This is a genomic window from Staphylococcus lugdunensis, from assembly GCF_002901705.1.
GTDB classification, from domain to species: Bacteria; Bacillota; Bacilli; order Staphylococcales; family Staphylococcaceae; genus Staphylococcus; species Staphylococcus lugdunensis.
The window spans coordinates 430,421-445,917 of record NZ_PPPV01000012.1; the positions used below are offsets into that span (position 1 = coordinate 430,421).

Below are 15,497 nucleotides of genomic sequence, written 5' to 3' on the forward strand. Positions count from 1 at the left end.
ATCATGCTGCGCACTTAAAAGAACTGTATTTAATCTTAATGTCATTTATTATAAAAATCATTCAGAGCCTAAGACGTAATTATGTTTTAGGCTCTAAAGTATATATTGGTAGTAGTCGACTGAATTGAAAATATGCTTATATCAAACTTTTTTCGATTTTAGTCATACATGCGGTAAGAAATACAAATTCAAAATGAATGCTGTCGCGCTTCCTTCTACTTGTCAGAGAGCGTGCTGTCTAAACTTATCTTTAAATGAACCTGTTTATTATTTTTAAAAATGCATAGCAGCGATATTACTTTTTACATTAACTATGATTAATTAGTCAATTACAGCATTATGAAACCTTTAATTGTCAGTAAATTTGTAAAAATCTAAATTCTCAGTTTACAGATGCTAACCCACCATGTATAATGAAAAACATATCAATTGAATAAGATTTTGATGAGGCGCATCAATCATTAGTAAGAAATAGAGTACTGTCTGCTAACAGCTATTTCTGAAAGGGTGCGATGCCGAAATAATGCAACTAGCAGGTTCGCTTTATTGGACTTTATGGTTAAAAGCCAAAAGTTTGTCATTATTTTTTAATAATGGAGTGCATCACTTGTTATAAAAATCCCGAGCAAGTTCGCGCATTCCGAACTTGCTCTTTTTTAGTAGCATGTGTCTCCTTTAATATTGGAGGTTTAACAATTTGAAACGACGCGTTTTAAAATTTGGCGGTTCATCAGTCGCTGATTTTACAAAAATAAAAAATATCGCAGCGATGCTTAAGCGTCGTGTCGATGAAGGTGAACAATTAATTGTAGTAGTAAGTGCTATGGGTAAAACAACGGACCTGTTAATGGAAAAAGTACAATCATTAACAACAACACCTAGAGATCAAGAACTTGCCCTACTGTTAACTACCGGAGAACAACAAACTGTTTCTTATTTATCAATGGTTCTCAATGATATAGGTGTTGCTTCCCGTTCAATGACAGGTTATCAAGCTGGCATTAAAACAATAGGTCATCATTTGAAAAGCAAAATTGCTGAAATCAATCCTGCAGTATTTGATCATGCATTTGAGACGTATGATGTTATTGTTGTGGCAGGTTTCCAAGGTATAAATGATAACTATGAATTAACCACGCTTGGTCGTGGGGGTTCAGATACTACAGCCGTTGCACTTGCCGCTAGTAATGCAACCCCATGTGAAATCTACACAGATGTCGATGGTGTTTATGCAACAGACCCTCGTATTTTGAGTCGAGCTAAGAGATTAGATGTCGTCTCTTATGAAGAGATGATGGAAATGAGTGCATTAGGCGCAGGCGTATTAGAGACTCGAAGTGTTGAGTTAGCCAAAAATTATGATATTCCTATCTATTTAGGTCGTACTTTATCAAATGTGAAAGGAACATGGATTATGCCCAATAGTGAAATATTAGAGAAAAAAGCTGTCACTGGTGTAACTTTAGATAAACACATGATGCATATCACAATTAGCTATCCTTTATCTGATGACCGTTTGCTTACACAACTATTTACCGCTTTAGATAAAGGCGCAATTAATGTAGATATGATATCTCAAATTGTCAATGTTGAAGGATTACAATTATCATTTTCTATCAAAGATAGTGATATTCATCAAATCTCAGATATATTAGAAAATCTATCCGTATCTTTTAGTGCATTAGATTATAAGATTAATGAAACATATGTCAAAATTTCACTAATTGGTTCAGGCATGCGCGATATGTCAGGCGTAGCTTCTAAAGCATTTATCACATTGATAAATGCCAAAATCCCTTTTTACCAGACAACCACTTCTGAAATTAGCATTTCTTATGTCATTGATGCACAGAATGGTGACCGAGCCGTACAAACATTGTATGATGCATTTGAAATATAGAATATGTTTCTGGGACATAGCTATATTTTAGGCTCTGAGCCCTATATTGGTAGTATTGACTGGATTGAAAATACGCTGATACAAAGCTTTTTTCAATCTTAGTCAATCTTTCCGGGGCGGGACTACAAATTCATATTGAATTCTGTCCCAATCCCATAGATACATTTTAAAGATTTTCAAAATTTCAAATAGAATGAATAATGGAGTGACAGACTTATGACAAGATTAGCAGTAGTTGGAGCAACAGGATTAGTTGGAACAAAAATGTTAGAAACTTTAGATAGAAAAGGCATTCCTTTTGATGAATTAGTGCTTTTTTCTTCAGCGCGCTCAGCTGGCAAGAAAATTGATTTCCAAGATCAAATATATATAGTACAAGAATTAACAGAAGCAGCAGCAAGTGAACATTTTGACTATGTCTTAATGAGTGCTGGTGGTGGTACAAGTAAACAATTTGCTCCTATTTTCGAACAAGCAGGTGCAATTGTAATTGATAACTCAAGCCAATGGCGTATGAATAAAGATATAGACTTAGTCGTTCCAGAAGTAAATGAACCCCATTTTAAACGCGGCATTATTGCCAATCCAAACTGCTCAACTATTCAATCAGTAGTTCCACTAAGAGTTTTGCAAGAAAAATTTGGTTTAAAACGTGTTGCATATACAACATATCAAGCCGTTTCAGGTTCTGGTATTAAAGGAAAAAGAGATTTAGCTGAAGGTGCAAATGGTAAAGCACCAGAAGCATATCCTCACCCTATTTATAATAATGTTCTACCTCACATCGATATCTTTTTAGAAGATGGCTATACTAAAGAAGAACAAAAAATGATTGATGAAACACGTAAAATATTAAACGAACCAGACTTACGTGTAACGGCAACATGTGCACGCGTACCAGTACAAGATAGTCATAGCGTTGAAATCGATGTTACGCTTATTGAAGAAGCAACAACTGAAGAAATCAAAGCTTTATTTGACAAAGATCCTCGTGTTGTTCTCGTAGATAATCCAGCCAATAATGAATATCCATTAGCCATTAATTCTACGGGCAAAGATGAGGTATTTGTTGGACGTATTAGACGTGATGACTCACTAGACAATACATTCCATGTTTGGTGTACTTCTGATAACTTACTAAAAGGCGCCGCATTAAATGCCGTTCAAGTACTAGAGCAAGTCATTAAATTAAAAGGAGCTAGATAATTATGGCACATTTATTCGAAGGTGTTGGTGTAGCTCTAGCTACCCCATTTACTAATAATGAAGTTGACTATCAAGCACTTGAAAGACATGTAGATTTTTTACTTAAAAATAATGTTAAAGCAATTATTGTCAACGGTACTACTGCAGAAAGCCCTACGCTAACTGACAACGAAAAAGCACAGGTACTCGAAGCCGTTATTAAACAAGTCAATCATCGTGTAACGATCATTGCTGGAACTGGCACAAATAATACTGCAAAATCTATACAGGCATCATTGCGTGCAAAAGAACTAGGCGCTGATGCAATCATGTTAATCACACCTTATTATAATAAAACAAACCAACGCGGCTTAATTAAGCATTTTGAAACGATTGCAAACGAGGTTAAATTGCCTGTAGTACTTTATAATGTACCTTCTCGTACTAATATGACGATTAATCCAGAAACAGTCGAAACGCTAAGTCATAATGATTATATTATAGCTATCAAAGATGCCACTAATGACTTTGCATATTATGAAGAAGTAAAAAAACGTATTAACCAAGCGGAGTTTGCATTATATAGTGGTAATGATGACAACGTCGTTGAATTTTATAATCGAGGCGGCAATGGGGTCATTTCAGTCATTGCAAATGTGATACCTCAAGAATTTCAAGCTTTATATGATGCTAAACAAAGAGGAGAAAATATTACAAAAAGTTTCGAACCAATAAGTAAACTATTATCAACTTTATCATGTGATGTAAATCCAATTCCGATTAAAGCTTTAACAAGTCATTTAGGTTTTGGTAATTATGAACTACGTTTACCACTTCTACCTTTAGAAGCTGCAGAAACTAAAGTATTAATTAACGCTTACGAGCAATTTAAAGCAGGTGAACTTTAATGAAGATATTATTAATTGGTTATGGCGCAATGAATCAACGTGTTGCACGACTAGCTGAAGAAAAAGGTCATCAAATCGTTGGTGTCATTAATCGCGAAAATAGCCCGAGCACACCTTACCCACGTTATGACCATATCAAGGATGCACAAAATGAGGCAGATGTAGCCATTGATTTTTCAAATCCCAAATTATTATTACCATTGCTCGATGAAGACTTTGAATTGCCATTAGTCATTGCTACAACTGGTGAAAAAGAGCAACTTACAGCTAAACTTAAACAACTTAGTAAACGCATGCCAGTTTTCTTCAGTGCAAATATGAGTTATGGTGTTCATGCATTAACTAAAATTTTAGAAGTAGCTGTTCCCCTATTACAAGATTTTGACATCGAATTAACAGAAGCACATCATAACAAAAAAGTCGATGCACCGAGTGGAACACTTGTCAAACTTTATGACGTAATTAAAGAATTACGTGAGAATGTGACACCCGTTTACGATAGACATGAACGTAATGAAAAACGCACTAAAGATGAAATTGGTATCCACGCAGTACGTGGCGGAACGATTGTTGGAGAACATGATATCCTGTTTGCCGGTACTGATGAAACAATAACAATTTCACATAAAGCACAATCAAAAGATATTTTTGCAAATGGTGCCATAGGAGCTGCAACGAAACTCGTTCATAAGAAAAATGGTTTTTATACTTTTGACAATTTATAATTTAAGGAGAGACATCAATTATGGTTCAACATTTATCAGCGCAAGAAATAATTCAATTCATTAGTGATGCAAAAAAATCTACACCACTAAAAATATATATCAACGGGGATTTTAGTAATATATCATTTCCTGATTCATTCAAAGTCTTTGGATCAAATAACTCTAAAATTATTTTCTGTGAAGCAGATGATTGGAAGCCTTTCTATGAGCAATATCAATCTAGTTTAACTGATTTAGAAATTGAAATGGATCGAAGAAATTCAGCTATCCCGCTCAAAGATTTAACAAATACTAATGCGCGTATTGAGCCTGGTGCTTTTATTCGTGAAGGTGCCACAATAGAAGATGGAGCTGTCGTTATGATGGGCGCCACAATTAATATTGGTGCAGTCGTTGGTGAAGGTACAATGATTGATATGAATGCAACTTTAGGCGGACGTGCAACAACTGGAAAAAATGTGCATGTGGGTGCTGGTTCAGTATTAGCAGGCGTTATTGAACCACCAAGTGCGCAACCAGTGGTAATTGAAGATAATGTCTTAATCGGTGCGAATGCTGTTATTCTTGAAGGCGTTCACGTTGGTAAAGGTGCCATTGTAGCTGCAGGTGCCATTGTCACTCAAGATGTACCAGCAGGTGCAGTCGTTGCAGGTACACCTGCAAAGGTTATAAAACAAACATCTGAAGTAGAAGACTCAAAACATGAAATTGTCTCTGCTTTAAGAAAACTAAATGATTAATTACTTTGTTCAATTAAATTAAAGTACTTCGGAGGTTGAGATGTTGCAATTGCTTATCATTTCACCTCCTTAGTTATACTTTTTACAAGCGGTATACTACAAATATTTAAGTTACAATAGATGTATGTATTATATTGATAAAAGAGGATGATAGCATGAATGAATTAGAATTTGTAACAACACATAGACGTCACTTACATCAGCATCCAGAACTTAGCTTACATGAATTCGAAACAACCAAATATATTACTGCGTTTTTAGATGATATCGGTGTATCTTATGAAAGACCCCTTGAAACAGGCGCAATCGCTTATTTAGAAGGCAACAGTGATCATACTATAGCTTTTAGAGCAGATATTGATGCTTTGCCTATTTTTGAGGAAAATGATATCGATTATCGTAGTCAAGTTGATAATGTTATGCATGCCTGTGGTCATGATGGACACACAACTGCATTGATGTTATTCGTAAAACGTTGTAAAGACCAAGCGGATAAAGGACTATTGCCACATAATGTCGTATTTATTTTCCAACCAGCTGAAGAAACTGGTGGCGGCGCCAATCTTTTAATCAAAGCAGGTGCATTTAATAACTACCCTATTGAAGCCATTTTTGGAGTTCATGTAAATCCTTTTGCAGAAGAAGGACAAATCGTTATTCGTGATAATGAGATTACTGCTAGTGCAACTGAATACCGTTTTTATCTGCAAGGATTATCTAGCCATGTTGCCGATAAAGAGCAAGGTCATTCTTGTGGAGAAGCATTGCAACACGTGCTTGCTCAAGTGGGAATGATCCAACAGTTTCATCTTAATGGCTTGAAGCGAAATATTGTCCATATGGGCCACTTTGAAGCTGGAGAAGCTATTAACACAGTGCCAAGCCACGGTTATTTAGAAGGTACAATTCGTACTTATGATGCAAATGATTTAAATAGCGTTAAAACACAGATGCAAAAAATTGCTAAAAGTGTGAGCTTACTTTTCAACGTTGATTGTCAAGTTAAATTTGAAGAAGGCTATCCTGCAACGATGAATAGCCCACAATTACGTAACACAGTTGAACAGGCCATTGTCAATGCTGGCTTAGAAGTTGTTGAGAAACCTTTACCTTTTTTATTTGGAGAAGATTTTAGTTTCTATGGTCAACAACTTGCCCCAGCTTATTTTGCATTTGTTGGAACGCGTAACGAAGCCAAAAATTATATTACTGGATTACACACATCCCATTTAAATTTCGATGAGCGTGTATTAATTTATGTAGCTGATTACTATGAAAATTTATTAAAACAATATGGGGAGGCATAACATAGTGACTGCAACATGGTCCGTAAATTCAGACATATTTTTCAACAATGTCGTAACTGTTAAAAATAACCAACCTATTATAGCTGTAGTAAAAAACAATGCCTATCACTATGGATTAGAGTATGCTGTAAATATGTTTTTAAAGGCAGGTATAAATACTTTTAGCACGACTTCTCTTAAAGAAGCCGTTCGTATTAGAAAACTTGCGCCTAAAGCTACTATCTTTTTAATGAATGCTGTTTATGACTTTGATATTGTGCGTCATAACCGTATTCACATGACTTTGCCATCACTGCAATATTATTATGCTAATAAATCCAATTTGTATGATATCAATGTGCATTTAGAATATGAAAACTTATTACATCGTTCAGGGTTTAAAAATCTTAGCGAACTACGCGAAGTATTAAAAGACCATGCGCAAAATAATCAACCTCATAAAATGCATATCACAGGTTTATGGACTCATTTTGGCTATGCTGATGAGTTTGATGTGCCAGAATACGATACTGAAAAACATGCTTGGTTAAAGGTTTTAAATACACTATTAGCAGAAGGTTATACTTTTGACATGATTCATGCTCAAAATAGTGCAAGCTTTTATCGTGAACAACATCAAGTACTTTCCAATCACACGCATGCTCGAGTTGGTATTGCATTGTATGGTTCACGCCCATATAGTTCGTTAAAACCTTCTGAAATTAAACAGGCTTTAACCGTTAAAGCAAATGTGATTCAAGTAAGAGAAGTAAATAAAGGGGATTATTGTGGCTACAGCTTTGCATATGAATGTAAGAATCATCATACCCGCCTTGCGGTCGTAGATATAGGCTATGGTGATGGAATTTTAAAATCTAGAGCACAACATGATGTAATCATCAACGGAAAACGTTATCCGATTCGTGCACTAATGATGAGTCATATGTTTGTTGAAGTGGATGAGCTTGTTCATGCAAGAGACGAAGTTGTATTATATAATAATGATATACGCATAGATGAATTTACATTTAAAGGCGTAGGAGCAAATTCAGAACAGCTCAGTGCAATGAACCATGATTCTTTAATAAAGGAGTACAAATAAATGACTGTTAAATATAATGATTATGGTGAACTAACTATGGGAGGTACTAGTCTTAAAACATTAGCTTTAAGCTTTGGTACCCCCACCATCGTATATGATGAAGATCAAATTCGTCATCATATGAGACGTTATCATTCCGCTTTTAAACAAAGTGGTTTAACATATAATATTTCATATGCTTCAAAAGCCTTTACGTGTTTGCAAATGGTCAAACTTGTTCAAGAAGAAGGTTTACAATTAGATGTTGTATCGGAAGGAGAGTTATATACCGCCCTATCAGCAGGTTTTGATCCACAACAAATTCACTTCCACGGTAATAATAAAATAAAACGTGAGATTCAATATGGATTAGAAAATGGAATTGGCTATTTTGTGGTAGATGCTTTAGAAGAAATAGAATTAATTGATAAATATGCAAGTGATATGGTAAATGTTGTATTACGAGTTAATCCTGGTGTTGAAGCACATACTCATGAGTTTATTCAAACAGGTCAAGAAGATAGTAAATTTGGATTATCAATTAAATATGGTCTAGCACTGGAAGCAATTAATAAAATTAAAGCTTCCAAGCATTTGTATTTAAAAGGTATTCATTTCCATGTTGGCTCACAAATTGAAGGTACAGAAGCCATGATTGAAACAGCAAAAATTGTCTTAAATTGGTTATCTGAACAACAAATTCAAGTCGAGTTGCTAAATTTAGGCGGTGGGTTTGGCATTAAATATGTCGAAGGTGACACAAGCTTTCCAATTGAAGAAGGCATTGCAGAAATCACAACTGCTATCAAAGATATAACAAAAGAATTAAACTACTCAGTTCCTGAGATTGGTATTGAACCAGGACGTTCAATTGTTGGAGAAGCAGGTATAACACTTTATGAAGTAGGTACAATTAAAGACATACCTGGAGTTAACAAGTATGTATCAATTGATGGTGGTATGAGTGACCATATACGAACAGCACTTTATGATGCACAATATGAAGCATTACTTGTTAATCGTCATGAATCCGCAGATGAAACAGTTACAATCTCTGGAAAACTATGTGAATCCGGAGATATAATCATTAGAAATGCCAAATTACCATCATCAGTTCATCGCGGAGATATTTTGGCTATCCTCTCAACTGGAGCTTATCACTATTCAATGTCATCGAATTACAATCAAATGCAAAAACCGTCAGTCTTCTTTTTAAAAGATGGTAAGGCGAGAGAAGTAATTAAACGACAATCACTACGACAACTTATTATTAATGATACAAAATAATTAAAGTACCCCACTAGCGGCTTAATATACTAGGAAAATCTTAGAAAATAGTGAGCCTAGGACATAAATCTTAGAAAATAGCACTCATATGAATTGAATTCAATTCATATGAGTGCCTAATTTTATTCAATACTTCGCATTGTTGGCTCGCTTTCTTAGGGGACAGCTTTAGCCACCCCAACTTGCTTTGCCAGACGAAATGCTTTTCGCATTTCTCTTTGTTGAGGTCCCGTTTGTCCTGTTCTCTCAAGAGTCTCGCCAAAATATGGCACTTTAGTATAATTTAATAAACACAACTAAACTAAATTAACGAAGTGCCTTATGTATAAAGAATATAACATGACTTAACTTACACTACCAATGGAAACTTCAGTTCTTATCCCCACACATGACATGTCACGATATGTTAATAACATTATCGAAACAATCCCAGATAATAAATTCGAGGAATTCAAATATCATCGTGGTGCTACATCATATCACCCTAAAATAACGAAGAAAATAGTAATTTCTATCTTATTTCGCTAGAAATTACCATTTTCTCTTTAATCCGAGATATTTATGTCTCATACTGTCCCTTTTTCATTATTTTTCTTATATTAAGACAAAACCAACTTCTCTTCTAACTTTGTTTGTTATATTTAGATTAGAAAATTTATATTATCACTTAAATAAAATTTAATCATTAGTTCTTTTATTTATCATAATTTGTATATATAACCCTAGAAAAACTTCATCAGGATAATCTAATTCAGAAGTGTTATCTATTTGAATTGTATGTCTTTCACCCCTACTTTTTGTATATTGAATCTTATTTAAATCGAAGAAACTTCTGTGAGCATCAAATATCACTTTGTCATCTTTTACAATTTTAGTGTTCATACTTAAATAAGGATTAATAAATTTATACATTGTGTTCTTATTAGAATAAAACGTATATGGTAGTTGTTGTTTCATTCCTTTTTCTGTATTCAATTTTTGTCTTTGTAAAATCCCTATATTAGTTTTATCCAGATACACTTTATAATGAGGACGTAAAGACAAAAGTTTTATTCGTTTTATTTTTAAAATATGATTATCTGATTTTAAAAATATTCCAAAAAGAGGAAAAAACCAATTATACTCATCCACTTTTGAATTACATTATTAAAATCCGTTGTATAGTATATATTTTTATTGCCGTATATTGGAATATATTGTTTATCAATCGTTATTAATGGTGCTTGATAAAAATATTCTCCATTAGCAAAAATTTTAAATTCGTTATTCTTTGCATCTTTTATAATTTTAGCAAACTGTTTTTGTGTATATCTTCTATATAGTAAAAAAGCTATAATTACAAAAAACAAAATGATCCAAAGTACAATGAAAATCCATAAATTTTCTAAAGGAAATGTTTCACCTTTTATAACAACATTTCCTGTTACTAAAATTAAAAATATTGTTAAAAATAGCCATATTATGAAAACACAAGCTATACTCATTATTCCACTCATCCTCACTATTGAATTTTCACATAACAATCGTTATATTCTAATAGATTTACAAGCAAAATATTACCTATTTATTCTATACTTTGACTTTCATACTCTTGTTAATATTTCTTTCTTAATGCCACTCATATTTTGTGATAGTGATTTATTTTATTCTTAATACGTATATTCAATGTAATTTGTTTTAATCTAATTCTATAAAACAATTAAATTTGTATACTTTTTGAAAAAGAATAATACATTTTTGCAAGCAATTTAATCTTATCATATTTTGCAACTATTTGTTTATATTGATGAGTTTAAGCGTCTTTATCATGCATCTATAACACATAATTTTCGTTTTCATAATCTAATAAAAAAACACCTTACATCTTGGTAAGGTGTGGTGAAGTCAATTATCTACAATATATTTATTATAGTTTAACAACGTTTGCAGCTTGAGGTCCGCGGTCGCCTTCAACTACTTCAAATTCTACTGATTGACCTTCTTCTAATGATTTGTAACCATCTTGGTTAATAGCTGAGAAGTGTACGAATACGTCGTTTTCTCCTTCAACTTCGATAAAACCAAAACCTTTTTCAGCATTAAACCATTTTACTGTACCTTGTTTCATAACTGTGAAACCTCCAAGACTAAAATTCATACAATATGCGTTATTCGCATATTACAAAAAATACATGTATGTATTATGTATAACTAATTAATAATTATGTATAAAACTTCAGATATTCTTTGCAATATGGAATAAAACTACTGCTTAGTTGTTATTATATGTTAGATTACGCCAAAATGCAATATAAATGTAGAAAACTATTGTTTATTCAAATTTTGGCATATTTAAATAAACCTCATTATTATTTAATACAATAAAGCTATAAAATATTTGTAAGTCCTCTTCACAATCTTCACAATAATTCATATCACAATTGTTATAAAAAGCATGTATATTAAACTTACCTACAACATAGTTATCATAGTCTTTTTTACTTTGTTTAATAAGTGCTTTATAAGCATCAAGCATTTCAGTGTATGTCGAAAATGAACTTTGTTTCACAATTTTATCAGTCCAGTCACTAAATAGCCACCAGCCCTCATAATCAGCCCTTATTTTTGCCACTGTCCACATTTAAGTTTCCCCCCTGAATGCTATACCTATAATCAATATTTTAGCTTTTTAGTTTATAAATTCAAGCATTCCGACTCATACTTTTGACGGATGCCCTTTGCGATAGCTGTAGCAATTATTAGGTTTTTAGTTTAAAAGTTCGTATAATATAAACAAGGGGTGATGTTATGCAACGCAAACATATTAAGGTCTATGGCATCGTACAAGGCGTGGGCTTTAGATTTTATACGCAAAGAATTGCACATAAATTAAAAATAACTGGGACAGTACAAAATATTGAAGATTATGTAGATATATATGCTCAAGGGAATGAAGAACAATTAAATCAGTTTATTGCAAGTGTAACAACAGGTGCATCACCTGCATCACATGTTGATGACTATGAAATCGAAACACTTGAAATTGATAACCAACTTAAAGAATTTAAAACTATTTAACAAAGGAAGATGACCGTGAGGTACACTATTTCTCGAATTTTCGGTGTTCTAGTGGGCACGCCAATCGCGATAATATCATGTATTGTGAGTATTTTCGTATTAGATATTTCTTTTCTGTTAGATGCTTTAATTGGGTTATCGATGTTTTTTGTTTCCTACCTACCGACACAGCGTCTTACCTCTCGCAAATATTTAATTGATATTGGCTTATCAAGAAGAGACTATCGTTTTGTCAGACAGCAATTAAGTATTTCTCACAAAAAAATCCGAAGTATTATAAAATCCTTTATCAATATTAGATCTATACAAGATTTTAGACAAATAAATGATATTTATCGTATTGCAAAGTCCATACATTTTAGCGTAAAACAACGACCACGTATGTTTTTTAAGGTGGAAAGCTTTTTTTATTCACACATAGACAACGCTTTAAATCTTGTGGAATCTTATACTCACTTAGCACGAATGCCTAAAAAATCGAAAGCAGAAAAACAAAAACTACAGCAAACGCGTATTACATTGGATGAAATTAAACGCACACTTATTGCCGATTTGAAGCGACTAAATGAAGAAGACTATGAACGACTAGATACTGAGATAGAACTAAATAAAATCGAACAGCAACGAAAGCGATTATAAACTAGCACTGGAGTGAATAACGAAATGAGCAATGAGAAACAATCTTTTAAGTCACATCCTCTAGACGAATATATCAATGGTCAAACTTCTCATTCTCAAAATAAAGAGAATAACTCACAAATCCAAAAGCTAACACCTGAAGAAACTCGTAGAATTGAAGAAATATGTGAAACGATTAAACCATTAGACAATGAAAGTCTACTAGCTTTTGGTGCAAATTTACAACAAAAGATGTCTCAATTTTCTCATCATATGTTAGATGAAGTAAAAAGTAAAGATGTTGGCCCTGTAGGCGATACTCTAAATCAATTAATGTCGAAATTAAAAGCAGTTAACCCGGATGATTTGAGTCCTGAGAAGCAATCTAAATTGAAACGATTATTTAGACGCACAAAAGCTTCTATAAATGAAATGTTTTCTAGAATGCAATCTGTCAGTTCACAAATTGACCGTATTACTATCCAATTGAATCAACACAAAGATCATTTATCACGTGATATTGCGTTATTAGACGAACTTTATGAATTAAATAAAAATTACTTTGATGACATTTCATTATATATTTTAGCAGCTCAACAAAAGAAAGAAACAATACAAACAGAACAAACAGAGACATTGCCTCGTATGCGCGAACATACACAACAAAATAACAATCAAATGGCTATTCAAGATATCGCCGATATGGAACAATTCGTTGACCGATTAGACAAAAGAATTTATGATTTACAACTCTCACGTCAAATTGCACTACAAACTGCACCTCAAATTCGAATGATTCAAAATGTTAACCAAGCTTTAGCTGAGAAAATTCAAAGTTCTATTTTAACTAGTATCCCCCTTTGGAAAAACCAAATGGCTATTGCACTGACACTATTAAGACAAAGACACGCTGTTAGATCACAACGTGCCGTTACCGATACTACAAATGATCTACTTACACAAAATGCATCAATGTTAAAACAAAATGCGCTTGAAACAGCAACCGAAAATGAACGTGGTATTGTAGGCATAGACACACTTAAAGCAACTCAAAGTGATATTATTCAAACGATAGAACAAACACTTGAAATTCAACAACAAGGCCGACAAAAACGTCAGCAAGCCGAAAAAGAACTTAATCAACTTGAAACTGAACTAAAGACACATTTAAACAATATGCGACACAATAAATAAATTCAACCGAATATTAAATAAATGCGCTAGGAGCAGATAACCCTAGCGCATTTATTCATTCTTTCTGATATATAATATGTTCTTGCTTAATAAATATTGACACGATATAACCTATTACAGTAGCTATCACTGCGATAGGTAGCCATTCTAATGAATATTGTTTTAAAGGTAAATGCGCAATGAATGGCATTTTTATCCAACCACTCGTACTCATCACACTTAGCACTGATACAATACTAACTACAACAATAGGTATTTGTTGGGCAATTCGTTTTGTTGGTATAAAACGTGCTAATAATATAAGTAGCACTACTGTAATAGCAACTGGATAGATGATACTTAGTACAGGTACTGACATTGCTATAACGTTGTTTAATCCCAAATTTGCCAATAGAAAACTCACAAACGTAAAGAAAACAACATACATTTTATATGGAATTTTTGGCAAAATACTATTAAAATACTGACTTACAGCCACTATCAAACCACAAGCTGTCGTTAAACATGCCAAAGCCACAATTATTCCCAATAAATATTTCCCCAATAATCCAAAACCTGTTGAAGCAATCAATGTAAGCAGATATGTTCCTACATTTTGATTATGAGAAACTAATAAATCTAACTTGTCCTGCGAGATAGCCATACGATTACCTAAAAATCCTAAAGAAATGTAGATAAATACTAAAGCACTTGCAGCAATTAGACCAGCTAATGCAGTTTGCTTAAAAATTTGATCAGCATGGTTTACCCCTGTTAGTTTAACAGCATTGACAACAATCATTGAAAATGCAATTGCTGCTATCGCATCCATCGTCAAATAACCTTCCGTAAAGCCTTTTGTAAAAGCACCAAAATGAGATTGATATAAATCTAAATTACCATGAGACGGCGGATTGCTTCCAAAGTCTATAAATCCTTTAACTATCATTGCTAAAATTGTAATTAATAACAATGGTGTTAACAATGAGCCTATACGTTCAACCATTTTATTCGGATTGATACACAGATATAAAACTATTAGAAAATAGATTAATGTGAAAATTAATAATGCTACGTTACCATTCGTATGTGCAATTGGTGTAATTGTCATCTCAAATGCTGTCGATGCAGTTCTAGGAATTGCAAATAACGGTCCAATAGTTAAATAAATGATAACAAGAAATACTACTGAAAATTTAGGTGAAATTTTATTAAATGAGCCAATGTATCCATTTTTATCAAGAGCACCTACCATGACACCTAATAAAGGTAAACCGATTCCTGTTAATGAAAAAGCGATGATTGCTGGCCAAAAAAAGCGGCCACTATCTTGTCCAAGATTAGGTGGAAATATCAGATTTCCTGCTCCAAAAAACATAGCAAATAAAGTGAAACCGATTATCCAAGTATTCTTATTCATGCTACTGCTCCTTTTTATCTGTAAAATTGCAATAATTTAAATTCTAGCATAAAAAGGATTTAAAAGTCTAGTTAATTTCAGAAAATTTAAAAATCAAATTAATATTACTTATTGAAT

The 15,497-nt window shown here is 33.1% G+C and carries 16 protein-coding genes and 1 riboswitch; of the genes, 11 read left to right on the forward strand and 5 right to left on the reverse strand.

Annotation, left to right across the window (positions count from 1 at the left end):
• The first annotated feature begins 436 nt into the window (after positions 1 to 436).
• Positions 437 to 612: riboswitch (Lysine riboswitch) on the forward strand.
• Between the two features lie 85 nt (positions 613 to 697).
• From CD041_RS02835 to lysA, 8 genes are all read left to right on the forward strand, one after another.
• Positions 698 to 1,900: an aspartate kinase gene (locus tag CD041_RS02835; protein WP_070648554.1), complete on the forward strand. Its 1,203-nt coding sequence runs from the start codon at positions 698 to 700 to the stop codon at positions 1,898 to 1,900.
• Positions 1,901 to 2,116: 216 nt separating this feature from the next.
• Positions 2,117 to 3,106, forward strand: coding sequence for an aspartate-semialdehyde dehydrogenase (locus CD041_RS02840; protein WP_002492792.1), 990 nt, complete (start codon positions 2,117 to 2,119; stop codon positions 3,104 to 3,106).
• 2 nt (positions 3,107 to 3,108) lie between these two features.
• Entirely contained in the window at positions 3,109 to 3,993 is an 885-nt protein-coding gene (gene dapA, locus CD041_RS02845) for a 4-hydroxy-tetrahydrodipicolinate synthase (RefSeq protein WP_037544512.1), read from the forward strand.
• Complete coding sequence (gene dapB / locus CD041_RS02850) at positions 3,993 to 4,718, forward strand: 4-hydroxy-tetrahydrodipicolinate reductase (protein WP_080606576.1); 726 nt, start codon at positions 3,993 to 3,995, stop codon at positions 4,716 to 4,718. The genes dapA and dapB overlap by 1 nt, the downstream gene beginning before the upstream one ends.
• Before the next feature lie 20 nt (positions 4,719 to 4,738).
• The gene (gene dapD, locus CD041_RS02855) at positions 4,739 to 5,458 is read left to right on the forward strand and encodes a 2,3,4,5-tetrahydropyridine-2,6-dicarboxylate N-acetyltransferase (protein WP_002478209.1); all 720 of its coding nucleotides are present in this window, start codon (positions 4,739 to 4,741) and stop codon (positions 5,456 to 5,458) included.
• A 155-nt stretch (positions 5,459 to 5,613) separates the two neighbouring features.
• Complete coding sequence (locus tag CD041_RS02860) at positions 5,614 to 6,765, forward strand: amidohydrolase (protein WP_070648555.1); 1,152 nt, start codon at positions 5,614 to 5,616, stop codon at positions 6,763 to 6,765.
• A 4-nt stretch (positions 6,766 to 6,769) separates the two neighbouring features.
• A complete protein-coding gene (locus tag CD041_RS02865) occupies positions 6,770 to 7,846 on the forward strand; it encodes an alanine racemase (RefSeq protein WP_070648558.1) in 1,077 nt (358 codons plus the stop codon).
• The gene (lysA, locus tag CD041_RS02870; RefSeq protein ID WP_070648560.1) at positions 7,847 to 9,112 is read left to right on the forward strand and encodes a diaminopimelate decarboxylase; all 1,266 of its coding nucleotides are present in this window, start codon (positions 7,847 to 7,849) and stop codon (positions 9,110 to 9,112) included.
• Positions 9,113 to 9,790: 678 nt separating this feature from the next.
• Here lysA and CD041_RS12270 read toward each other — a convergent pair.
• The 4 genes from CD041_RS12270 to msaA form a co-directional block, all read right to left on the reverse strand.
• Positions 9,791 to 10,243: a hypothetical protein gene (locus tag CD041_RS12270; RefSeq protein WP_225307951.1), complete on the reverse strand. Its 453-nt coding sequence runs from the start codon at positions 10,241 to 10,243 to the stop codon at positions 9,791 to 9,793.
• Positions 10,198 to 10,596 carry a hypothetical protein gene (locus tag CD041_RS12275; RefSeq protein ID WP_225306459.1) on the reverse strand — a complete coding sequence of 133 codons (399 nt, stop codon included), beginning with the start codon at positions 10,594 to 10,596 and terminating at the stop codon, positions 10,198 to 10,200. The genes CD041_RS12270 and CD041_RS12275 overlap by 46 nt, the downstream gene beginning before the upstream one ends.
• Positions 10,597 to 11,018: 422 nt before the next feature.
• Positions 11,019 to 11,219, reverse strand: coding sequence for a cold shock protein CspA (gene cspA, locus CD041_RS02885; protein ID WP_002433901.1), 201 nt, complete (start codon positions 11,217 to 11,219; stop codon positions 11,019 to 11,021).
• 204 nt (positions 11,220 to 11,423) lie between these two features.
• A complete protein-coding gene (msaA, locus tag CD041_RS02890; protein WP_002459141.1) occupies positions 11,424 to 11,732 on the reverse strand; it encodes a regulatory protein MsaA in 309 nt (102 codons plus the stop codon).
• Between the two features lie 167 nt (positions 11,733 to 11,899).
• Here msaA and CD041_RS02895 point away from each other — a divergent pair, with 167 nt between their 5' ends.
• From CD041_RS02895 to CD041_RS02905, 3 genes are read left to right on the forward strand one after another with little or no spacing between them, the layout of a single operon-like run.
• Positions 11,900 to 12,169 carry an acylphosphatase gene (locus CD041_RS02895; RefSeq protein ID WP_062077620.1) on the forward strand — a complete coding sequence of 90 codons (270 nt, stop codon included), beginning with the start codon at positions 11,900 to 11,902 and terminating at the stop codon, positions 12,167 to 12,169.
• Between the two features lie 15 nt (positions 12,170 to 12,184).
• A complete protein-coding gene (locus CD041_RS02900) occupies positions 12,185 to 12,808 on the forward strand; it encodes a 5-bromo-4-chloroindolyl phosphate hydrolysis family protein (RefSeq protein ID WP_002478214.1) in 624 nt (207 codons plus the stop codon).
• 24 nt (positions 12,809 to 12,832) lie between these two features.
• Entirely contained in the window at positions 12,833 to 13,981 is a 1,149-nt protein-coding gene (locus CD041_RS02905) for a toxic anion resistance protein (RefSeq protein WP_070648563.1), read from the forward strand.
• Positions 13,982 to 14,036: 55 nt separating this feature from the next.
• Here CD041_RS02905 and brnQ3 read toward each other — a convergent pair whose 3' ends face one another.
• Complete coding sequence (gene brnQ3, locus CD041_RS02910; RefSeq protein ID WP_002459145.1) at positions 14,037 to 15,380, reverse strand: branched-chain amino acid-like transporter carrier protein BrnQ3; 1,344 nt, start codon at positions 15,378 to 15,380, stop codon at positions 14,037 to 14,039.
• Positions 15,381 to 15,497 lie beyond the last annotated feature (117 nt).